This is a genomic window from Pseudoalteromonas sp. DL-6 (assembly GCF_004328665.1).
Lineage (GTDB): Bacteria > Pseudomonadota > Gammaproteobacteria > Enterobacterales > Alteromonadaceae > Pseudoalteromonas.
Genome location: NZ_CP019771.1, coordinates 288,363 through 311,084, shown reverse-complemented (window position 1 = coordinate 311,084; position 22,722 = coordinate 288,363). Strand labels below are relative to the sequence as shown.

Below are 22,722 nucleotides of genomic sequence, written 5' to 3'. Positions count from 1 at the left end.
AGGCTGTTAAAATGACAAAACGTATTTTAGAAAATAACGCCAATAAAAAGCCGTTTATGCAATGGCTGTTATTGTTACTTGGTCCGTGTGTAATGTTACTGACCTGCTTAGTTGAGCCGCCAGTAGGAATGTCGGCTGCTGCCTTTAAAACTGCAGGCTTAGCATTTTGGATGGCGTCGTGGTGGGTAAGTGAGGTTGTACCTATTCCTGCTACTGCATTACTTCCGTTAGTGATTTCGCCTATTGTAGATATAGCGGCTATAAAGAGTGTTGCAGCCCCTTATGCGCATCCGTTGATCTTTCTATTTTTAGGTGGTTTTTTAATCTCAATTGCTATGGAGCGTTGGGGATTACACAAACGAATTGCTTTAAGAACTATGCTTTATGCAGGTAAAAAACCAAGCTTACAAATTTTAGCCATGATGTTAGTGACTGCATTTTTATCAATGTGGATGTCTAATACCGCTACCGCAGTAATGATGTTGCCTATTGCCTTATCTATCACTCATTTAGTTAAAAGCTCTGATCCAAGTAATGAGGGGTTTGGTAAAGCACTTTTACTCTCTATTGCTTATGGTGCGAGTATTGGGGGGATTGCTACTTTAATTGGTACTCCTCCGAATGCATTAATGGCTGCATACCTATCAGATAGCTATCAGATTGAAATTGGATTTGCCCAGTGGATGATAGTTGGTGTGCCATTAGCACTTGGCATGTTAATCATCAGCTGGATTTGGCTAACTAAGTTTACCTACAAGGTTGATGCGAATGTACAAGCAAACAATCGAATTGACACTAAAGCGGTATTTTCTTCGCAGCTAAAAGACCTAGGACTCATGCAACGTGCTGAAAAGGGTGTATTGTTTGTGTTTATGTTTGCGGCTGTGTGTTGGATATTTAGACCATTACTAGGTGATGTGACCGGCCTTAAAATTTCAGATACGGGTATTGCAATTGCAGCCGCATTACTTTTATTTGTACTACCTGCTAATAAAGGCAGTGATGAGCGAATTTTAGATTGGGAAAGTGCAGCCAAAGTACCTTGGGGTGTGTTGCTTTTATTTGGTGGCGGATTAACACTTGCCTCGCAAATAAAGTCATCAGGATTAGCTGACTACATTGCCAATATGATTGAAGGGGCGAGTACTATTCCATTAGTTATGAGCATTCTTGTGGTGGTGGCACTCATTACTTTCTTAACGGAAATTACCAGTAATACGGCAACAGCCGCAGGCTTTTTACCATTACTAGGCCCAGTTGCTGAGTCAATAACTGGCAGCCCGTTAGTGTGGGTTATTCCTGCAGCGATTGCATGTAGTTGTGCGTTTATGATGCCAGTGGCTACACCACCGAATGCAATTGTATTTGGTTCGGGCGAAATTAAAATGAAAGACATGATCCGTGCTGGCTTTGTGTTAAATATTGTTGCGATTGTCTTAATCACGTTAGTGACAATGACTATTGCAGCTCAGGTGTTTGGTTTTTAATAGCCCCCACAATTAACTAAAAAAACAGATAACCGATGCACACAAAAGCTGTGCATCGGTATGAGTTCCAACCAACCTTTTTGAGTGTTTTTGCAACGTTTTTCATTGCGCTGCAAAATCACTCTTTATTGCTCGTGTAACAGAACAAGGTTATAGTCTTGAAAACGTTATAAATCGAGTAGCCTATTTTGATCACTGACACATTATCTACAGGGTCTTTGCGTTCACAATTTAATGAACTAAAGCACTCTTTTCAAGACACCCCTTATTTACCCATTGAGCAACGCCTTGCTTTACTTAAGCAAGTACGGGCTAACATTGTAACGCTAGAGCAAGACTTAATTGCAGCGGTATCCAAAGATTTTGGTTATCGAACTGCATTTGACACTTTAGTGGGGGATATTTTACCCACCATGCAAGGGCTTGCACATATTATTAAAAAGCTCCCTCGCTGGTATAAGCCTAGTCATCGCAGTGCGGGGTTAAGCTTGTGGCCCTCAAAAGTAAGTGTAACCTATCAGCCGATTGGCGTGGTAGGTGTGATTGCACCGTGGAATTATCCTATTCAATTAGCTATTGTGCCTGTTATTACTGCTATTGCCGCGGGTAATAAGGTGATGTTAAAGCTCAGCGAATTTACGCCTAACACCAATGCGGTACTTGAAAAAGTATTCGCCGGTGAATTAAGCCAACACTGCACAATTATTCAAGGGGGTAGTGATGTGGCGAGCGAATTTTCATCATTACCTTTTGCACACTTATTATTTACTGGCTCAACAGCGGTTGGTAAGTTGGTAATGGGCGCAGCGAGTAAAAATTTAACCCCAGTAACCTTAGAGCTTGGCGGAAAATCGCCAGTTATTGTGTTAGAAAAAGCAGACGTTAATAAAGCGGCTCGTGCTTTGTTATTTGGAAAAATGGCCAATGCAGGGCAAATATGTGTGGCACCTGACTACGTATTTGTGCCTAAAGCATTAGAACATCAGTTTATTAAAGCTGTGTGCACACTTTATAAAAAGCATTTTAAACAAGGTGTTGAAGGTAAAAACCTGACCTCTATTATTAGTCCTGAGCACTATCAACGTCTGCTGGGTTATTTAGAGCAAGCGCAACAACAAGGCGCTAAAATAACGAAACCGCTTGAGCAAAATCAACAAGATGCTGATAAGCATCGGATGGGCCTACATATTGTGACGCACGTCACTGACGAGATGCAATTAATGCAAGAAGAGTTATTTGGGCCTATTTTACCGATTATGAGTTATGACAAATTAGATGATGCGCTTAATTATATTCGACTACGCCATCATCCATTAGCGTTGTATATACTAGGTCAAGATAAGCAAGCACAGGCCTACATAATGAGCCAGACAATTAGCGGAACCGTTGCAGTTAATGACACCCTAATACAAGTAGCTGCAGATGATGTGCCGTTTGGTGGGGTAGGTCATTCAGGTATGGGACATTATCATGGCAAAGAAGGCTTTTTAACCTTTAGCCACGCAAGAAACACTTTAGTATCAGGCTCAATTAACCCACGTATAGGTTTGTTACTCAAACAAAATAAATTACTGATCAAAGTATTAAAATGGCTTTATGTGAAATAAATAACTTGCAGCGCCTAAAACAAAAAAAGCTGAATGAATCACCTCATTCAGCTTCTTTTGTTATTCTATTTGCTTAAAACATTCGCCCTTCGCCAGCATAAGTACCCGCTAAAATTTTGTTATAAATAGCATCGGCTTTTTCTTTAGCCTCAGCGACTTCTTTAGGTAGCATGGATCTTTCATCAAGCTTACGGCTGTGACTGGCTTGCATATTACCGTTGTATTCAGCAATGGTATTCCACACATACGACATTTCAAGGTTTTTTGGCACGCCTAAACCTTCAAAATATATGAGTGCTAAATTAAATTGTGCAAGGGTGTAATTATTAGCAGCGGCTTTTTCATACCAGCTTCTGGCAGTTTTGTAGTCTTGGCTGACACCATCGCCATTAGCGTACATAACACCTAAGTTATATTGTGCCGCAGGAAGGTTTTTATTGGCTGCTTTCTCAAATAAGCTAATCGCCATTTGTTTGTCTAATTTTACGCCGTTACCTTCGTCATACAATACCGCAAGTGCAAACATCGAGTCGACGTGATTTTTTTTAACTGCTTGTTGGTAAAGATCGGCTGCTTTGTAGTAGTCGCGAGTTACCCCATGGCCGCCTTCGTATAGCTTTCCTAATTCGTAAATACCAGGGGCATAGCCTTTGTCAGCAAGGTAATTAAACTCTTTTAATGCTTCCTCAAATTGACCTGCATTTGCAGCTATTTTACCTTCTTCAAGCCCAGCATAAGCATAAGGTGTAGCAAGTATAATGCCCGCAAAGAATATTGCTTTTAAATTAGACTGTGACATAAGCATGTCTCCAAATTAGTTATCGTTGTGAGTAAGCATCATAATGATTAATTATTTACTTTTTACTCGAGAAGGTAAATGATTATGAGCTAAATTAATAACGCCAACGTTTATAACCTAGATGTACAAACGTATTAACAAGTTGCCTTAACTATAGCTCAAAAAATGCTAATTTAGGTATATAGCTTTAATATCAAATTTGTTAGCTAGCGAGTTTATAGAAAAATGCAAAAAAATAAAAGGCGAGCAATAGCTTACATAATTATTTATGATGATTTTTTGCAACTAAATCATCATACATTGGGGTCTGTTCATGTTTAATAGATTAAAAAATATAAAACTAAGCAAACTTGTTTTCATACTAAGTTTGTTATTTATTGCCAGCTGTTCAACCTCATTTGCTTATAACAACCTTGGCTGGTTATCGTCATTTTGGGTTGATGATTACGTGGATCTTAACAAAAGCCAATCTAAGCAGTTAAAAGCGATTATTAACGACACCCGTGATTGGCATCGCGAAGTTGAATTACCAAAATATAAAGCCGATTTACTCGACTTAAGGCAATTGCTAAATAATGAAGCCGATACTGCGCAGTTGATGAAAAAAATAACCCAAGTTAAGCAGCATTGGCGAAACTTGCTTCTGCATACCAGTGATCCTTTAATTGAGTTAGCCATGACGTTAACTCCATCACAACGTAATGAAATGGTAGAAAACATACGCGAGAAAATTAATGAGGAAATTCAAGAGCACACCTCATTAACCAAAGACGAGCACCTGCAGCAACGCTTAGAAAAACAACTAGATTACTATAAGCAATGGCTTGGTAAACTCACTTCTGAGCAGCAAACGTTGATATCACAAGCCAACAGCGCACATACCAGTACCAGTAATTTATGGTACGACTATAAACTAACGCGTTTAGCCGCACTTGAAGCACTTTTTACCCAGCAAACACTTAGCGAGGCAGAATTTAGCCAGCAATTACGCACCATTATTACAGAGCGTGAGCAGTATATGAGTAATGAGTTGCTTGAGCTAAATGAGCAAAATTTGAAAGCCTATGCGCAGCTACTACTTAAGTTAAATAAAACCCTGAGTACTAAACAATTAGCGCATGTTGATGAGGAATTTGCTGATTTAGTGGGTACTGTTAATGAACTGCTTACGGAGTGAGCGTTTTTTCTAATTCTTTTAGCTTATTTTTGCGAGCTTATTTAAGCTGAAAATTGTGATTTTTGCATTTCAGGGTTAATATAAACCATCAAAAATATTTTAAGTTATCCATGGATATAGCTGCACTTAATAGTACAAAAACACTACGCAAGCACGTTCTTAAGTGGATGTGCATTTGCTTTGGTTTTTTGTCGTTGGTGTTTGCCGGTTTTAATTTATCGGTAAATAATTTACACCTTGTTGGTGGCCTCGAAATTGCCTTTTCCTTGTTATGTTTGTATATCTTTAAGCACTCACAAAAGCATTATCCAAAAAGCTGGCATGCCATTACCATGTGCTTAACTATCTCTCTAATTGTGTTATGCGGCACTTACTTAGCCCCCCTTGAAAACGGCCTGTTTTTATGGACATTTATTTTACCTATTCTTTATTACTTGCTACTTGGCAGGCGTTACGGGTTATTTTTGTCTGCGGCATTACTTGGTCTACAGCTGCTGGTATTATCTCAAAAACTGCCATATTCATCGTTTGCAGCTATTAACCTAGGGCTTAATTTATTATTTGTATACATAAGCTTATGGGCCATTTCGCATGTTTTTGAAGGTAACAGAGCTGACTTTTCAAAACGTTTGAAAAACTTAGCCTTACTTGATCCTCTGACCGGTGCTGGTAATCGTTTATCAATGAATCACTATTTTGAAGTAGAGCTCAGAGATAAGTCGCAACTCTACTTGTTTTTACTTGATTTAGACTACTTTAAACAAATCAATGATCAGTATGGGCACGAGGTTGGTGATAAAGTATTGGTTGAGCTAGCAACACTACTTCGCGTCACTTTTGCTAAAGGATATGTGTTTAGAGTGGGGGGTGAAGAGTTTTCACTAATGAGCAACTTTGATAGCCCGCAAGCAGCTTTGGCTATGGCTGAAAAATTAAGACTCGCAATACAAAACAAGCAAATCGTCGCCAATGGTGAAACCATTAAATTAACTGCCAGTGTAGGTGTTGTGCAATACCAACATCAGAGCCTTAGCGAATTAATAGACTTGGCTGATAAACAACTTTATAAAGCCAAAGAAACTGGCCGTAACGAGGTCTGTACTGATATTTTAGCGCTGGCTTAAATTTGATGATTTAATACATTTGATCAAAGTCAGGAATACTGTTTTCCCAAATTGGTTTATCTTTACCAATATACTCGCGCACGGCATCAAAAAATAACCGCGTTCTTACCGGTAAATCACGATGTGGGTATACCGCATACATGGCACTGTGCTCCATTAATTTAAGATCCGTTAATAAAGGCACCAGTTGTCCATCAATCAGTTCTTTATCTAAGATGAACGCGGGGGCTAAAAAGTAAGTGGTCCCTGAGAGTGTTTTCATTAATAGTGCTTCGGCATCATTGGCTCTAAATACACTTTTAATTTTTTGTTCACATTGTTCACCAAGGTGGTTGTAGTAACTTACCCCATCAACACGCAGGGAACTGCTTGCGTAACTAGCGGCGGGTAATTGTGCCAAATCAGTTATGTTTGTTGGCATACCATAGGTTTCAATAAATGCAGGTGAAGCTAAAAGCAATAAACGATTACGCGCAATTTTTCGAGCAATTAAAGAGGAGTCTTTTGGCTCTCCCACTCTAAATGCCAAATCAAATCCTTCTGAGACAATATCGACAAGCCGATCATCTAAACGAAGTTCTACTTCCACTTGCGGAAAGCGCTTTTGGAAATCATTGATCACTGGTTGTAAATAACGCCGACCAATTAAAGTCGATGAGGTAATTTTTAATACGCCACGAGGTTCTAAGTGATAATTCTCTGCCATACGCAGGGTATCGCCGAGTAGGCTTCGCAACTCGTCCGCTTTTTTTATCATTTCAGCGCCTGCTGCGGTAAGTGAAAACGAACGGGTGGTTCGATTTAATAGCCTTACCCCTAGCTCATCTTCTAAACGACTGATTTGTTTAGAGATCACGGAACGATCAATGTTGCGTATTTCAGCAGCTTTAGCAAATGATCCCTGCTCAACCACTTCAAGCAGCATTAAGAGTCGGCTTGTTGTATCCATTATTGCACCATAGTGTCACTTTGATGCCATTTTGGCACTAATGAATTTAAAAATCTATTGTTTTTGTCAACAAGCATGTTCCGTATTATGTACCACCTAATTAACAGGAGCGTCGTTATGAACAAACACTTAGTTGCTACAGCCTTATCTGTTGCATTAATTACTCTGACCGGTTGTGCTGAGGAAAGCACAGCGCAATCAGCACCCGCACAACAATACCAAGCTATTGATGTAGCCCAAGTCCTGGTTAAGCCTGTGCAAAGTTGGCATACCTATACAACGCGCTTAGAGTCACCGCAAAAAGTGGCATTAATGCCACGTGTATCAGGCATTATTGAGCAAATTGAATTTAAAGAAGGGGATGCTGTTAAACAAGGTGATGTGTTATTTCGCCTTGATGATCGTTCATTTGCAGCCACGGTAGCTAGTTTACAAGCTCAGGTTAAAAGTGCACAAGCGGCTCTTGAACAAGCAAAAAGCGAAGCATCACGTGCAGTGCGTCTAACTGAGCGTAAAGCCATTTCTACTGAACAAGCGCAAGCACGTACCTCAACGTTACGTCAGCGTGAAGCACAACTTGCTGCACTTAAAGCGCAGCTTAAAGCCGCTGAGCTTGATTTAGAGTTTACCTCTGTGGTTTCACCTATTGATGGAATTATCTCTCGCGCAAACATCACTAAAGGTAACAACGTCCTTGCCGGGCAAAGCGTGCTCACTTCAATTGTGTCTAATGACAAAATGTATGCTTACTTTGATGTCGATGAACGTACTTGGAACAATGCATTTGATGAAGTCACTGCAGCGACTAAACAACCTGTTGTTATGCAAAAAGTAGGGCAGAGTGATTTTAATTACAACGGCCACATCAACTTTATAGATAACCAAATTAATGCTTCTACTGGCACATTACGTGTACGAGCGGTATTTGAAGATCGTAGTAACGAGTTACGCTCAGGCTCTTTTGCACGGATTAAATTGGCTGCCAATGCAATACGCGAAACCGTCATTATTCCAGATAGAGCTATTGGTACTGATTTAAAAAATCGTTTTGTTCTTACTGTGGGCGAAAATAATGTACTGCAATATAAATTGGTTACTGTAGGTGAGCGCTATGGCGCATTACGTGCTATTACCTCTGGCCTTGAACAGGGTGATGTGATTGCCGTAAATGGCCCCGCTCGCGTAGGACCTGGCATGCCAATATCACCAAATAAAGTGACAATTAATACCCAAGGTGTGGCATTTACACTCACTGCTAACCCTGCCGATTTAGTTGCTAAGCAATAAGGTTATTAAATGAAATTTTCACACTTTTTTATCCAGCGACCGATTTTTGCGGCCATGCTGTCGCTGATTATTTTGATTGCAGGTGGCATTTCTTTATTTCAGCTGCCAGTCAGTGAATACCCAGAAGTTGTGCCACCCACCGTGGTAGTAACAGCCAGTTACCCGGGCGCAAACCCAACGGTTATTGCACAAACAGTGGCAACACCGCTTGAACAAGAAATAAACGGTACTGAAAACATGCTATATATGTTTTCACAAGCGACCAGTGACGGGCGCATGACTTTAACCGTAACATTTGCCTTAGGTACGGACTTAGACCGTGCTCAAGTACAGGTGCAAAACCGAGTAAATAGTGCATTACCGAGGTTACCACAAGAGGTACAGCGTTTAGGGGTAGTTGCTGAAAAGTCATCACCCGATTTAACCATGGTGGTGCATTTATATTCACCCCAGAATAGCCATGATACGGCGTATTTATCAAATTATGCCGATTTAAACATTAAAGATGAAATAGCTCGTTTACCTGGCGTGGGTGATATTCAGTTATTTGGTGGTGGTAAATATGCTATGCGTGTGTGGTTAAATCCAGATGCATTAGCAGCACGTGAGCTTACAGCAACCGATGTTGTGGCTGCTTTGCGCTCGCAAAATCAGCAAGTTGCAGCGGGTAGCTTAGGTGCTCAACCAATCTCTAACGATAGCCAATTTCAAATTTTATTAAACGTGAAAGGCCGCCTAAATAGCATTGAAGAATTTAAGCAGGTCATTATTAAAGTCGGTGAGCAAGGGCAACTTACGCGTTTGTCAGATGTGGCGCGTGTTGACTTAGGCCAAGACTCGTACTCACTGCGTGCTGAACTTGATAATCAACCCGCATTGGCAATGCCAATATTTCAACGCCCGGGTTCAAATGCCATTGAGCTTTCAGATCAGGTGCGTGAAACCATGGCACGTTTATCGAAAGACTTTCCTGAAGGTGTTGAATACGACATTGTTTATGATCCAACGGTATTCGTTCGTGGCTCCATTGATGCGGTAATAGCGACATTGCTTGAAGCAATCGCATTGGTTGTTATTGTAGTCATTGTATTTTTACAAACGTGGCGCGCATCTATTATTCCGCTTATAGCTGTGCCAGTTTCACTCATTGGTACTTTTGCTGTAATGCAGTGGCTTGGTGTTTCTATTAATACCTTATCGCTATTTGGTTTAGTACTGGCTATAGGTATTGTGGTTGATGATGCGATTGTAGTGGTCGAAAATGTTGAGCGAAATATAGAAAACGGCTTATCGCCGCTTGAAGCAACACGCGTTGCAATGACAGAGGTAACCGGCCCAATTATTGCCATTGCATTGGTATTGTGTGCGGTATTTATTCCAACGGCCTTTATTACTGGACTTTCTGGGCAGTTTTATAAGCAATTTGCTTTAACCATAACTATTTCAACAGTTATTTCAGCGTTTAACTCACTAACATTGTCACCGGCGCTAGCAGCCTTATTGTTAAAATCGCACGACGCAAAACCAGATGCGTTTACCCGCTTATTAGATAAATTATTTGGTCGCTGGTTATTTAAGCCATTTAACCGACTGTTTAACCGTGGTGCAACAGGGTATGAAAAGCTAGTACAAAAACTTATTCGTATGAGCGTGGTGGTAATGGTTGCCTATGTTGCTTTAGTTGGCGGCACGATTAAGCTGTTTGACGCGGTCCCTGGTGGCTTTATACCACAGCAAGATAAGCAATACTTAGTTGCCATTGCGCAGCTACCAGATGCAGCAAGCTTAGACAGAACTGAAGCGGTAGTAAAACAAATGCAGCAAATAGCGCTCGAGGTACCTGGGGTTGCAAACACCGTGGCGTTTCCTGGCCTATCTGTAAATGGGTTTACTAATAGCCCTAACAGCGGCATTGTGTTTACACCACTGGCGCCTTTTGCAGAGCGTACCGATCCGAGTATGTCGGCTTCGGCTATTGCAGCGCAACTAAACCAACGTTTTGCAGCTATTGATGAAGCGTTTGTGGCTGTATTTCCGCCCCCGCCAATTCAAGGCTTAGGCACTACAGGTGGCTTTAAACTGCAAATTGAAGATAGAGCAAACAAAGGCTTTGAAGCATTATTTAATAGCTTGCAATCAGTGATTGCTGCGGCGCAAAAAGATCCGGCGTTAATGGGGCTGTATTCAAGCTTTAGAATTCAAGTGCCGCAAATGGATATTGATATTGACCGCGAGCAAGCACTTATCCAAGGTATTGCGCTCGATGAAGTATTTAACTCATTGCAGATTTATTTAGGCTCAGTGTATGTAAACGACTTTAATATGTTTGGTCGTACTTACCAAGTAAATGCTCAAGCAGATGCTGAATTTAGGGTAGACCCAGAGCAAATACTAAACCTAAAAGTACGTAATCGTGCAGGTAATATGGTGCCACTAGGCTCAGTGCTTACGGTAACGCCAACTATAGGCCCTGATCGTGTTATGCACTACAACGGTTACCCAAGTGCTGAACTTAACGGCAGCCCAGCGCCAGGTTACAGCTCAGACCAAGCGCAAACAGCGATTGAAAATGTATTGGCGAAAACGCTACCTACTGGTATTGAATATGAGTGGACTGAGGTAACGTATCAGCAAGTACTTGCCGGCAATACTATGGTGTACGTGTTCCCACTGGTGGTATTGCTTGTATTTATGGTACTGGCTGCACAGTATGAAAGCCTACGTTTACCATTGGCCATTATTTTAATTGTACCTATGACTATATTCTCTGCGTTATTAGGGGTGTGGTTTGTAGGCTCAGACAACAATATATTTACCCAAATAGCGTTAATTGTACTGGTGGCACTGGCCTCTAAAAACGCCATTTTAATGGTGGAATTTGCCAAAGATAAACACGACACTGGATTATCGCACCTTGAGGCTATGTTGGCAGCGTGTCGCATGCGTTTACGTCCTATTTTAATGACCTCAATTGCCTTTACTGCGGGTGTTATACCGTTAGTGTTGGCAACCGGCGCAGGGGCTGAAATGCGTCATGCCATGGGTAACGCTGTATTCTCAGGTATGATTGGAGTGACTGTATTTGGGCTATTATTTACGCCAGTGTTTTACATGCTGGTGGTAAAGAAGCAGCGCGCTGAGGAGTCTTCAAATGACTAAATTACATTTAAACAAATTTAAAATGCCGGCATTTTTAGGCTCAGTGTTAGCAATTGCAGTGTTATCTGGCTGTGCGAGCAAAATAGATACAGCAGTTGAGCAACAACAAGTAAACGAGTTTGTTGCCCAAGCAATATCGGCAGAGCAGTATGTTGGTGAAGATGAGCGAAATTGGTGGCACAAGCTAGGTTCAGCACAATTAAACCAGCTGGTTAGCAAGGCTTTGGCTAATAACTACGACTTACAAACGAGTCAGCTGGTGCTCAAAAGTGCGTTGGCACGTATTGGCGAACAACAAGCACAATACTTACCGCAAGGCGGTGTTGCGGTTGGAGCTAAGCGAAGTGGATTAGGCGATACCAATAGCCGACAATCAAGTGCGAATGTAGCACTTGATTGGCAGCTCGATTTATTTGGCCGAATTACTGCACTCGTTGATGCCGCAAATTCACAAGCTATGAGCCAAGCCGAGCAAGTTAGGCTATTACAAATTGAAGTTGTGTCATCTGTGGTTAAAGGGTTTGCTAGCTATCAGGGCAACCTGCAAAAGCAACAAATTATTGAAATGCAAATAGAAGCACTTGAACAAAGCATTCAAGTACTGCAGGCGCAAGTAGATGAAGGTGTGGCAAATGAGCTTGATTTAAACCGCACCATGGCGCAACTTAGGCAGCAACAAGCGCTCATTCCGGCGATTGAATATGCTAAGTTTCGTGACTTATCTACGCTGGCGGTATTAAGTGCACAACCAACGCAATTACTGAGTATTGATGATGAGCGCGCTATATTGAGTAAGGCATTTCAAGTGTCATTAGCAAAGCCTAATCAAGCGATTGCACTTAGACCCGATATTAGCCGAGCATTATATGACTTTAGCCAAGCAAATAGTTTAAGTGTGGCAGCCAGTAAAGCCTTATTGCCGGATATCAGCTTAAGTAGTTTTGCAGGCGTGCTAAGTTTAGGCAGTAATGGTTTTAGCGATACCCAGCAGCAATGGCAAGTTGCACCACAAGTACAATGGTCTTTATTAAGTTATCCTGCTTTGTTAGCTCAGCGTGATGCGCAGCAGTTTTTAAGTCAAGCTGCTTATACTGACTATCAACAAGTGGTTTTAAAAGCCATTAACGAGAGTGAACTTTCATTGCAATACTTGGTCAATCAAGCACAGCAATCGCGTTTTGCTGAGCAGCGGTATCAGTTTGCTAATAAAGCATTTTTACAAGCACAAGCAATGTATGAAGAAGGGCAAATTCCTTACTTAGAGTTGTTAGATGCACGTCAGGATGTTTTAATAGCACAAGAAAATGCCGTTGATTCAACTATTTCATCGTTACTTGCTAAGGTAAATGCTTACCAGTCATTTAATGGACGATGGAGTTACGCGTTAAGTAATACTAACTAGTAGAGTTTTTGATGCCTAATACTGTAGTTACAAACCCAGATACTATTCCTTCATCTATGCAGGCTATTGCCTTAATAGAGCCTAATGAGGATATTAACTTAACGGATATTCAATTACCTGTGCCTCAATGCACAGGTAATGAGCTGTTAGTAAAAGTGGAGTATGTTGGTTTAAATCCGGTGGATGCGCAATTTGCTAAATCTGGCTTTTGTTTATGGCAATATCCGCATGTTTTAGGCTTAGATGCAGTGGGTGTAGTGGTTAAAGCGGGTAAAGGTGTATTTCCTGGTGTGGGTGAGCGTGTAATGTGGCATGCCAGTATTGGTGAGCAAGGGGTGTTGAGCGAATACGCAAAAGTACCTAATTATGCGGTGTCTATCATTCCCAAGCAATTAGCCAGTGACAAGGCTGCTACTTTGCCCTGCGCCGGAATGGCAGCGCTTATCAGCTTAGATAAATTAGCCGTAACTGAAGGCGATACCCTCTTTGTTGAAGGGGGCGCAGGTGCTGTAGGTCAATTTGCTATTCAATTTGCAAAGCAGCGTGGTGCCGATGTATTTACAACTGCCTCCAAGCGTAACCACAAATTGGTTAAGCAGCTAGGGGCTGATGTAGTTTTTGATTACAACGACAAAACCTTGTGTGACAAAATTCGCCGAGAGTTAGGACCACAAGGATTTGATGCCATTATTGATATTATGGGCGGGGAATCGACCATTCAAAACATCGAACTAATGCGTTTTTGTGGCCGTATTGCTTGTTTAAATCCACTGCCTAAGTTTGAACAGCAGTTAATGTTTAGGCGTGCGCCCAATATTAGTATTGTCTCTTTAGGCGGAGCGTGGTTAGCCAACAGCTTATGTGCGCAGCAGCGTATGAGTTTTATGGGGAATTTATTGCTTGAAACAGTCTCTAATGGCGATATAAAACACCCTGAAATTCTAGCTGTTGATTTTAACGCGCAGGCCGTATCTAGCGCCTTAAACAACCAGTTAGCAGGTGGTTTTACTGGTAAACAGGTGGTTAAAGTAAGCTAATTCCAGCGAAATTCTCGTATTAAAAAACGCAGCCTAATTTTAGGCTGCGTTTTTTTTGTTTCTACTTTCTTACCAAATCTGTATTTGCGGCGCCAACAACCAGAACTATTAAACTTTTAACAAAAAAATAATAATTCAGCGTACAGTTGTAAGCCTTTTTATTTCAACAGTTTACGTTCAGATAAAGAAAATAAATTGCAAAAACTGTTAATTAATTGAATAGAGTAATTGATCTAAACCGATTTTTATGACGTAATGTAGGTATTATTATCTGGTCGGATGAGTTCGTTATGAGTTTACGTACAAAATTAAAAAAAGTATTACCAAGTATTTCAGTTACTGAGCAAGAAGCGCTAGACGCTGGCGATGTATGGCTAGAAGGGTCTATCTACCAAGGTAAACCAGATTTTAGCGCGCTACGCGATGTACCCGCGGCAAAATTAACCGCAGACGAGCAAGCGTTTCTAGACGGCCCAGTACAAGAACTACTAAGCATGATTGATGATTCAGTCATTCAAAATGGTATTCATTTACCAAACGACATTTTAGAGTTTTTGAAAAAAGAGCGTTTCTTCTCGCTGATTATCCCTAAATCGTTTGGCGGTTTAGAGTTCAGCCCATACGCCAATTCAACTATTGTAGGTACTATTGCAACCAAAAGTTCAGCGGTTGCGGTAACTGTAATGGTACCAAACTCGTTAGGCCCAGGTGAGTTATTACTTCACTTCGGTACAGATGAGCAACAAGCACATTATTTACCACGTTTAGCAAATGGTACAGACATTCCATGTTTTGCATTAACCAGCCCAGAAGCAGGTTCTGATGCAGGCGGTATTCCTGATGTAGGTACTGTTACTAAAGGCATGTACAATGGCGAAGAAGTACTTGGCTTAGAAATTACATGGGACAAACGCTACATTACACTCGCGCCAATTGCTACTGTACTTGGTTTAGCGTTTAAAGTAGTTGACCCTGATGGTTTACTAGGTGGTAAAGAAAACCTAGGTATTACCTGTGCCCTTATTCCAAAAGAGCACCCAGGCGTAGAGCTTGGTAATCGCCATGATCCTATGGGTATCCGTTTTTACAACGGTACTACACGTGGTAACAAAGTATTTGTACCAATGGATTTTGTTATCGGTGGTCAGAAAAACATCGGTCGCGGTTGGCAAATGCTAGTTAGCTGTTTAGGCGCAGGTCGTGGTATTTCATTACCAGCGTTAGGTGTAAGTACAGCGCAAGTGGCGTTAAAGTCAGCTTCTGAATATGCAGCCGTGCGTGAACAGTTTGGTTTATCAATTGGCCAATTTGAAGGTATTCAAGAAAAGCTAGCTGACATTGCAGGGAAAACATACCTACAAGAAGCAATGCGAGTATTAACAACTGAAGGTTTAGGCATGGGCTTAAAACCATCGGTAGTAACTGCAATCGCTAAATACCATATGACAGAGCTTGGCCGTGATGTGCTTGACTCAGCAATGGATATTCAAGCGGGTAAAGCAATTCAGAATGGCCCTCAAAACACGCTTGCTAGCGGTTATGTGGCGCAGCCAATTGCCATTACGGTAGAGGGCGCGAACATTCTTACTCGTAACCTGATGATCTTTGGTCAAGGTGTTATGCGTTGTCACCCATACCTACAGTCTATGGTTGAGTCTATCCACAGCGATGACAAAAACGCAGACGCAGAATTTAACGGTATTTTACGTAAAACAATTGGCTACAGCACAGCAAACAGCTTACGTGCATTCCGCTTAGGTGTGCTACCGTTTACCGCGAGTGCAAACTCAGCATTACCAGAAGTACGTGACTACGAAAAAGCAGTGCAAAAACTATCAGCTAAATTAGCTGTATATGCTGACTTCTCGTTACTAGTACTTGGCGGTAAATTAAAGCAAGCTGAAATGCTTTCAGCACGTTTAGGCGATGTAATGAGCTTCTTGTATGCAGCTATGGCATCTATTAAGTATTACGAGCAAAAAGTAGCAAGCAGCGAGCGTGAGCAAGCGGCTCCTTACTTCCATTATGCGACTCGTTTTGCACTACAAAGTGCAGAAGAAGCATTGCACAAGTTCTTAGACAACTTCCCTGCAAGTGGTACTCGTAAGTTCATTCGTTTCATTACTATGAACTACTCAACTAAAATGCCAAAAATCAGCGATGATTTAATCCGTGAACTAGCAAAACAAGCTCAGCTTGATACGGCATTTAAAGCGCAAATCACGCATTTAGTTAAGCCAATTGAAGGTGATGGTCATCACATCAACGAACAAGCTTACAAAGCTAAAATGGCATCATTAGAGCTGTTAGCAAAAGTGAAAAAAGCGCTACGTGCTAAAACCTTCAAGCCGGGCACGCGTTTTTCAATCACACTTGAAAATGCACTTGCTGCAAAAGTAATTAACGACGCTGAATTTGTTCAGTTAAGTGATTACAACAAAAAGCGTGAAAAAGCGATTCGTGTTGATGAGTTCGACTTCGATATGAACATCCTAGACGACAACGCACAGCCAGTTAATCCGCTTAAAAGCGTGGTTAACCAATAAAATTCAATAATGCAAAGCGCCTGCAGTTTAGGCGCTTTTATTGATACAAAATTAGTGTGGAGTCCTGCTTGAGTAACATCAAGCGGGGCTTTTTTATGGGTGTAATTTAAGCCCATAACTAATGACGACTAATTTGATGGTACAGAACATAATTAAACGTTGATTTAGTGTATTTTAACAATGGGTGGTAAATAACCTACGTAATTACTTGTTTACATTAGAGTTGTTTAGTGGAATTATTGAGCGTATGTAATATACGCCGTTTTGAGGGTTATAACCCCCCAAAGTGTTGTTTGATAAGCTGTTACGAGTAATTTATAACCGTAACGTCAGGATTGTCAAAAATAAGGAAATAACATGGATTTACCCTATCAACATGAACCAATTAATACATATTCGATTAAAAAAGTAGTGATCCTTTCGATACTTTCAATTTGTATAACTGTTTTCAATATTTATTTATCTAACCAGTTTATGGGCGAATTAAATCGCTTCAACTTAGATGCAACTGAAAAGCAGGCTTTTTCCATATTTAGTGGCATTGGATTGCCACTAGCCTGTCTCATTACTTCACAAGTTTTTATAAAGTGGCGTGGTGTAAAGAATGGAGTAAAGTCTACTTTAATCGGCTCGTTAATTGTTTTAGTTGCCCAAGCTCCTATAATATTTTTCTTAATTAAGTAGTTACTCATAACAAGTGCATTTAGTACGGGACTGCTAAAGTTTGGCTCGGTTTCGCTTCGCTACACACTTTAGCCAACAATTATCAGCCCATTATCCGGGCTTTAGATTTTTATCAAAATATGGAGTTTTATTCTAATTATGGAAGAATCAGTTCAAGTCGAAAATAATGAAGATAGTATAGAGAAATCTCGAAGTGTAGAAAAAAATAAAATCCAAAATGAAACTATTACAACAGAGCTACATTTTGAGTTGTTAAAACAGTATGCATGGCTATCATCAGCAATAATAGGTGCTGTTGTTATACTTATTCAATTAAAAGTACTTACCTTAGGCTCAAAGGTTTATATTCCTTTAGGTTGTTTTTGTTTTTCAATTCTTAACTCTTTAATTGCTCAAGACTATATAGTTGAGTCATTAACAAAAGGTAAAACTATTTATGATATCTCTAAAAAAGTCTATATATTACGCAACTTCTCTATATTTGGTTTAGGGGTTGGCGTAGGGTTACTTGCTTATAGCTTTATTTAGACAACAAACACATTAAGCAGGACAAAACAGTTGGCTTTTGTTTCTACGTCGCTTATTTTAACCAACTATTTTATTGCCTCTAATGGGGTGTTAAATACCTAAATGGAGTTTAGATGAATATTCAAGTTTTTAGACCAAAACAATTTGTAGATATGGCGAGAGACTATAAGTTGTTTGCGGATGACGTAGAAGTTGCCACTATAAAAAGAGGGGTTACGCAAACAGTAAACATCCCTGATTCAACTAAAACTATTCAAGCGAAAATAGATTGGTGTTCAAGCCAAACTTTTCCTGTAGCCTCAATTACTGACAAAGGAATTATTATTAAAAATTCTTTTGGTAGTAATATATTCAAATTGCTTTTTTTAACTATTTATTATGTCAGTTTCGGTAAAAGCAAATACTTATCGGTAACAAACGGTATTTAGTAAGAATATTCAAACGAAAAAAAAACCGTTGGCTGTTTTCACACTGTTTAATATTTTAGCCAACTATTTCAAGTCTGTTTATATTGGCGTTTTACGAACTAAGGAAAGTTATGATTAAATCAATACTGATAATATTTACATTGTTTTTAGCTAGTCTTGCTACCGCTGAAGAGTTTACTGATGTGTCTGAGATCACAGAGCGCTTGGAAGATGACATACCAAAGATTTTAGATAAACACAAAGCTCCTGGTGTTGCACTTGCATTTGTCAATGGAAATAGAGTTCTAGAGTTTCGATCCTATGGTTTTGCCGACGTAGCAGCCAAAACTGAGATTACCCAAAGCACAATGTTTAACGTAGGGTCTATTTCTAAGCTGGTTACTGTTTGGGGAGTAATGCAACTTGTAGCTCAAGGCAAAGTCGATTTAGATGCGCCAATAAACCAATACCTCAAACGTTGGCAGATCCCTAAGTCTGAGTTTAACGCAAAAAAAGTAACATTGAGAAATATCTTATCTCACACTTCAGGCTTGTCACTTGGCCCATATACAGGCTGGGAGTCTCCAGAAAAGTTAACAACTATAGTTGACTCACTAAATGGCAATAACAATGGCGCCGGATCTGTTGAACTTATTCATGTGCCCGATACAAAATGGTCTTATTCTGGTGGTGGGTATTCAGTGGTGCAACTTTTAATTGAAGATGTGTCAGGCATGGCATTTGAAGATTATATGCAGCAATACGTGTTTAAGCCTCTAAATATGAAGGATTCTACTTTTAAAATTACTAAAAAAGTTATCAAAAAGTCGGCAACACCTTACGATAATTCCGGCAAAGTCACGGGCATGGTTTATTTTAATGAGAAAGCAGCTGCTGGTTTACAGACAACGCCAATAGACTTAGCCCGCTTTAATATGGCTGTGTTGCGCAACAACGATGGTGATTATAATGGTTTAGGGTTGCTACCAGAAAAATTAATTGATCTGATGATAAAGCCCGCGCCAAACACTAATGGGCGCTGGAGTATGAGCTATGTTGTTGACGCAAAGAATAGCAGTCTTGGCTTTGCTGGATTTAATCGTGGTTGGGTCTCGCTATCACGCTCTATCACTGACCTTAACTTTGGTTATGTGATTTTAAGTAATAGTAGTATTGGCGCAGTGAATAATGACATTGATAGTCTTATCCTTTCTATTGTTAAACAAAACCATAACTAAAATGGATACAACAAAGTATTTCAGCGGGTAAAGCGCTCAATTCGACGATAAGTTTGTAGTGGCATAGTTAATTTTGCCGCCCATTCAAAAACTAGCATTCGTTTTTTACATACAGGGTTGTGAAAAAACATACAGAGCTTTTTACTAAGACCTTTTATTAAAAACACCGTCTAATGTTAAGCTAACTAAAATTTAGCAATCTAATATGGCTATGTCTTTTTATCTTCCATTACTTACCCCGCATTTTCAACGTATAGCTATTGGCGAAACCCTAACCTCGCTTTGGAGTGGCTGTGGTCAAATTGTGAAGTGCCAACTTGATGAGCAAGCCTGTGTGATTAAAGCGATTAAAGTACCCGATCATATTAATCACCCTAAAATTAAACAAAGCAACTTTGCACTTAATAGAAAGCGTGACTCTTACAACGTTGAATATACGTTTTATAAGCAATTTAGCCATAAATTGCCTAAGCAAGCAGCAAGTATTGAATGCATTAAAGCAATCAACAAGGGCGATGAGTTTGCCTTGGTTTTTAAAGATTTTTCAAAGCTGGGGTACAGCCAAGCAACCACCGAGAATATAAAAGCAATATTAAAGTGGTTGGCACATTTTCATGCCTTTCATTTAAATGCAAAGTTTGATGGCTTATGGCAGCAAGGAAGTTATTGGCATTTGGATACCCGGCCAGATGAATTTAATAACTTACCTGAAAAGTCCGATATTAAACAGGCTGCATCTCTGTTAAACGGCGCATTAAAGCAGTGTAATTATAAAACATTAATTCATGGTGATGCCAAGCTTGATAACTTTGCCGCTAATAGCCAAAGGCATATACGCGGTTACGACTTTCAGTATGTGGGTCCAGGCGTTGGGGTGGTCGATGTAATGTATTTTATGACCAGTTGTATGGATGAATCTGAGCTTCATAAACACGCACAGAGCTACCTCGACTATTACTTTAGCCAATTGAAGCAAGCTCTGAGTGACTATCAACCACACATTAATGCTGATGATGTTGTTACACAATGGGCTCATTTATGGCCAGTGGCATGGGCAGACTTTTATCGGTTTTTACTTGGGTGGAGCCCAGAGCACAAAAAGATTAACAGCTACATGCACGCTCAGGTAAATAATTGGTTAGCGAGTAACAATTCATAAACACAAAAATCTTTATAGTTGTGGCTAAATTAAATATTTTGGCACGAACTATGAAATCAAGACTAAAATTAACAGTCAAACGGCCTGTTTTAATATAAAATACGTCAAATTTTTTATCACTAGGTTTATTACTATGGCTATTCACGTTATTTCTCATCCCCTTGTTCAACATAAGTTAGGTTTAATGCGCGCGCATGGAATTAGCACGAAAAGTTTTCGCGAGTTGTGTTCAGAAGTGGGCACATTATTAACTTACGAAGCCACTAAAAATCTAGAATTAGAAGATAACGAAATTACAGGCTGGGACGGCAATAAACTTAAAGTTGAGCACATTAAGGGTAAAAAAATTACCGTGGTGCCAATTTTACGTGCGGGCCTTGGTATGATGGACGGCGTAATGTCGTTACTTCCAGCGGCTAAAGTGAGTGTAGTGGGTTTAGAGCGTAATGAAGAAACGCTTGAGCCAGTTCCCTACTTTGAAAAACTAGTGGGTAATATTGATGAGCGTTTAAGCTTAGTGATTGACCCAATGCTGGCTACTGGTGGTTCTATGATCGCCACCATCGATATGCTTAAAAAAGCAGGCTGTAAGGACATTAAAGTAATCGTACTGGTTGCTGCACCTGAGGGCGTTGAAAAAACATTAGCCGCTCACCCTGATATTGAGATTTTTACTGCCTCAGTTGATAGCCATTTAAATGAAAAAGGTTACATTATCCCAGGGCTTGGCGATGCAGGTGACAAAATTTTCGGTACGGTTTACTAAGGTTTAGCAGTGCAAAATAATTCTACATTTTCTATAAAAACCATTTTAACCGGTGCCCAAATGCTGTTTGTTGCATTTGGTGCGTTAGTATTAGTGCCAATATTAACTGGCCTAGATCCTAGCGTAGCCTTGTTTACCGCTGGTTTAGGTACTTTGTTGTTTCAATTTGTGACTAAAGGCCAAGTGCCTATTTTTTTAGCGTCGTCATTTGCGTTTATTGCACCCATTATTGCCTCAGTGCAAATGTGGGGCATACCCGCCACTATGGGGGGGTTAATGGCGGCGGGCTTTACTTATATGCTATTAAGTTTATTAGTGAAGTTTAAAGGTACAAAAACCTTACATAAAATTTTGCCGCCAATTGTGGTAGGCCCAGTGATTATGGTAATTGGTCTAGCGCTTGCGCCTGCAGCAGTTAATATGGCCATGGGTAAAAGTGGCGATGGTGGCACACAAATTATTGCCTACGACAGCGCTATTATTATCTCTATGTTCTCATTGCTCGTTACTTTAGTGTTTGCCGTGTGGGGTAAAGGGGTATTTAAATTAATACCTATTTTAGCCGGTGTTGTTGCCGGTTATACGCTTTCGTTATTTATGGGTATAGTGCAGTTTGAAGCCGTAAGTAATGCACAGTGGCTAGCAGTACCAAACTTTGTGTTACCAGAGTTTAAATGGCAAGCCATATTATTTATGGTGCCGGTGGCAATTGCGCCTGCTATTGAACACATTGGCGATATGATGGCAATTAGCCAAGTTACAAAAAAAGATTATTTGAAAAAACCAGGATTACATCGCACTTTATTTGGTGATGGTTTAGCCACGTCTGCCGCATCCTTATTTGGCGGCCCACCTAATACCACTTACTCAGAGGTAACTGGTGCGGTAATGCTTACTAAAAACTTTAACCCTAAAGTAATGATGTGGACTGCTATTATTGCAATTTGCTTAGCATTTGTTGCTAAAATGGGCGCTAGTTTGCAAACCATTCCGGTGCCTGTGATGGGTGGCATAATGATTTTATTATTTGGCTCTATTGCGGTTATTGGTTTAAACACCTTAGTTAAATCGGGCGATGACTTAAGTGAGCCGCGCAATTTAAGTATTGTGGCACTTATTTTAATTTGTGGTATTGGTGGTATGTACATAGGTAGTAGTGAGTTCAGCCTAGAAGGTGTGAGCTTATGTGCTATTTTAGGCATAGTATTAAACTTAGTATTACCCAAAGCACAGAGCAACCAGAGTTAAGTTTGCACTGTGGTTAAAAATATTGCACCAAAAAAGCGCATTTTAAATGCGCTTTTTTTTTAACCTACTAAAAAGTAACAATAAATAATATTGGTCTAGTAACTGCATTTCCTTAGTC

At 40.2% G+C, this 22,722-nt stretch carries 18 protein-coding genes; 16 read left to right on the top strand and 2 right to left on the bottom strand.

Annotated elements, in window-relative coordinates:
- Window positions 1-11 precede the first annotated feature (11 nt).
- Together B1F84_RS16465 and B1F84_RS16460 are read left to right on the top strand one after the other, a co-directional pair.
- Window positions 12-1,487, top strand: coding sequence for an SLC13 family permease (locus tag B1F84_RS16465; RefSeq protein ID WP_131692113.1), 1,476 nt, complete (start codon window positions 12-14; stop codon window positions 1,485-1,487).
- Window positions 1,488-1,675: 188 nt separating this feature from the next.
- Entirely contained in the window at window positions 1,676-3,094 is a 1,419-nt protein-coding gene (locus B1F84_RS16460) for a coniferyl aldehyde dehydrogenase (protein WP_131692112.1), read from the top strand.
- Between the two features lie 73 nt (window positions 3,095-3,167).
- Here the strand turns inward: B1F84_RS16460 and B1F84_RS16455 are convergent, their stop codons facing one another.
- Complete coding sequence (locus tag B1F84_RS16455; protein ID WP_076919717.1) at window positions 3,168-3,893, bottom strand: tetratricopeptide repeat protein; 726 nt, start codon at window positions 3,891-3,893, stop codon at window positions 3,168-3,170.
- Between the two features lie 313 nt (window positions 3,894-4,206).
- Here B1F84_RS16455 and B1F84_RS16450 point away from each other — a divergent pair, with 313 nt between their 5' ends.
- The gene (locus B1F84_RS16450; RefSeq protein WP_131692111.1) at window positions 4,207-5,070 is read left to right on the top strand and encodes a DUF6279 family lipoprotein; all 864 of its coding nucleotides are present in this window, start codon (window positions 4,207-4,209) and stop codon (window positions 5,068-5,070) included.
- A gap of 110 nt (window positions 5,071-5,180) precedes the next feature.
- Window positions 5,181-6,194, top strand: a complete 1,014-nt coding sequence (locus tag B1F84_RS16445) for a GGDEF domain-containing protein (RefSeq protein WP_131692110.1) — start codon at window positions 5,181-5,183, stop codon at window positions 6,192-6,194.
- A gap of 10 nt (window positions 6,195-6,204) precedes the next feature.
- Here B1F84_RS16445 and B1F84_RS16440 read toward each other — a convergent pair whose 3' ends face one another.
- Window positions 6,205-7,143 carry a LysR family transcriptional regulator gene (locus B1F84_RS16440; protein WP_076919720.1) on the bottom strand — a complete coding sequence of 313 codons (939 nt, stop codon included), beginning with the start codon at window positions 7,141-7,143 and terminating at the stop codon, window positions 6,205-6,207.
- Between the two features lie 117 nt (window positions 7,144-7,260).
- Between B1F84_RS16440 and B1F84_RS16435 the strand changes: the two genes are divergently transcribed.
- From B1F84_RS16435 to B1F84_RS16380, 12 genes are all read left to right on the top strand, one after another.
- Window positions 7,261-8,430: an efflux RND transporter periplasmic adaptor subunit gene (locus tag B1F84_RS16435; RefSeq protein WP_131692109.1), complete on the top strand. Its 1,170-nt coding sequence runs from the start codon at window positions 7,261-7,263 to the stop codon at window positions 8,428-8,430.
- A gap of 9 nt (window positions 8,431-8,439) precedes the next feature.
- Window positions 8,440-11,589 (top strand): multidrug efflux RND transporter permease subunit, encoded by a 3,150-nt coding sequence (locus B1F84_RS16430; protein ID WP_054201232.1) that lies wholly within the window; start codon window positions 8,440-8,442, stop codon window positions 11,587-11,589.
- Window positions 11,582-12,991, top strand: a complete 1,410-nt coding sequence (locus B1F84_RS16425) for a TolC family protein (RefSeq protein WP_131692108.1) — start codon at window positions 11,582-11,584, stop codon at window positions 12,989-12,991. Before B1F84_RS16430 ends, B1F84_RS16425 begins: the two co-directional genes overlap by 8 nt.
- Window positions 12,992-13,002: 11 nt before the next feature.
- The gene (locus B1F84_RS16420; protein ID WP_008466165.1) at window positions 13,003-14,028 is read left to right on the top strand and encodes a zinc-binding dehydrogenase; all 1,026 of its coding nucleotides are present in this window, start codon (window positions 13,003-13,005) and stop codon (window positions 14,026-14,028) included.
- A 290-nt stretch (window positions 14,029-14,318) separates the two neighbouring features.
- On the top strand, window positions 14,319-16,574 hold the full coding sequence (locus tag B1F84_RS16415) for an acyl-CoA dehydrogenase (protein WP_131692107.1): 2,256 nt from the start codon (window positions 14,319-14,321) through the stop codon (window positions 16,572-16,574).
- Between the two features lie 357 nt (window positions 16,575-16,931).
- On the top strand, window positions 16,932-17,258 hold the full coding sequence (locus B1F84_RS16410) for a hypothetical protein (RefSeq protein ID WP_131692106.1): 327 nt from the start codon (window positions 16,932-16,934) through the stop codon (window positions 17,256-17,258).
- Between the two features lie 138 nt (window positions 17,259-17,396).
- The gene (locus B1F84_RS16405; RefSeq protein WP_131692105.1) at window positions 17,397-17,786 is read left to right on the top strand and encodes a hypothetical protein; all 390 of its coding nucleotides are present in this window, start codon (window positions 17,397-17,399) and stop codon (window positions 17,784-17,786) included.
- A 113-nt stretch (window positions 17,787-17,899) separates the two neighbouring features.
- Window positions 17,900-18,214, top strand: a complete 315-nt coding sequence (locus tag B1F84_RS16400) for a hypothetical protein (RefSeq protein WP_008466158.1) — start codon at window positions 17,900-17,902, stop codon at window positions 18,212-18,214.
- A 110-nt stretch (window positions 18,215-18,324) separates the two neighbouring features.
- Complete coding sequence (locus B1F84_RS16395) at window positions 18,325-19,431, top strand: serine hydrolase domain-containing protein (RefSeq protein WP_131692104.1); 1,107 nt, start codon at window positions 18,325-18,327, stop codon at window positions 19,429-19,431.
- 211 nt (window positions 19,432-19,642) lie between these two features.
- Entirely contained in the window at window positions 19,643-20,590 is a 948-nt protein-coding gene (locus B1F84_RS16390; RefSeq protein WP_205988876.1) for a kinase, read from the top strand.
- 133 nt (window positions 20,591-20,723) lie between these two features.
- Complete coding sequence (gene upp, locus B1F84_RS16385) at window positions 20,724-21,356, top strand: uracil phosphoribosyltransferase (RefSeq protein WP_131692102.1); 633 nt, start codon at window positions 20,724-20,726, stop codon at window positions 21,354-21,356.
- Window positions 21,357-21,365: 9 nt separating this feature from the next.
- On the top strand, window positions 21,366-22,604 hold the full coding sequence (locus B1F84_RS16380; RefSeq protein WP_055011979.1) for a uracil-xanthine permease family protein: 1,239 nt from the start codon (window positions 21,366-21,368) through the stop codon (window positions 22,602-22,604).
- The last annotated feature ends 118 nt before the right edge of the window (window positions 22,605-22,722 follow it).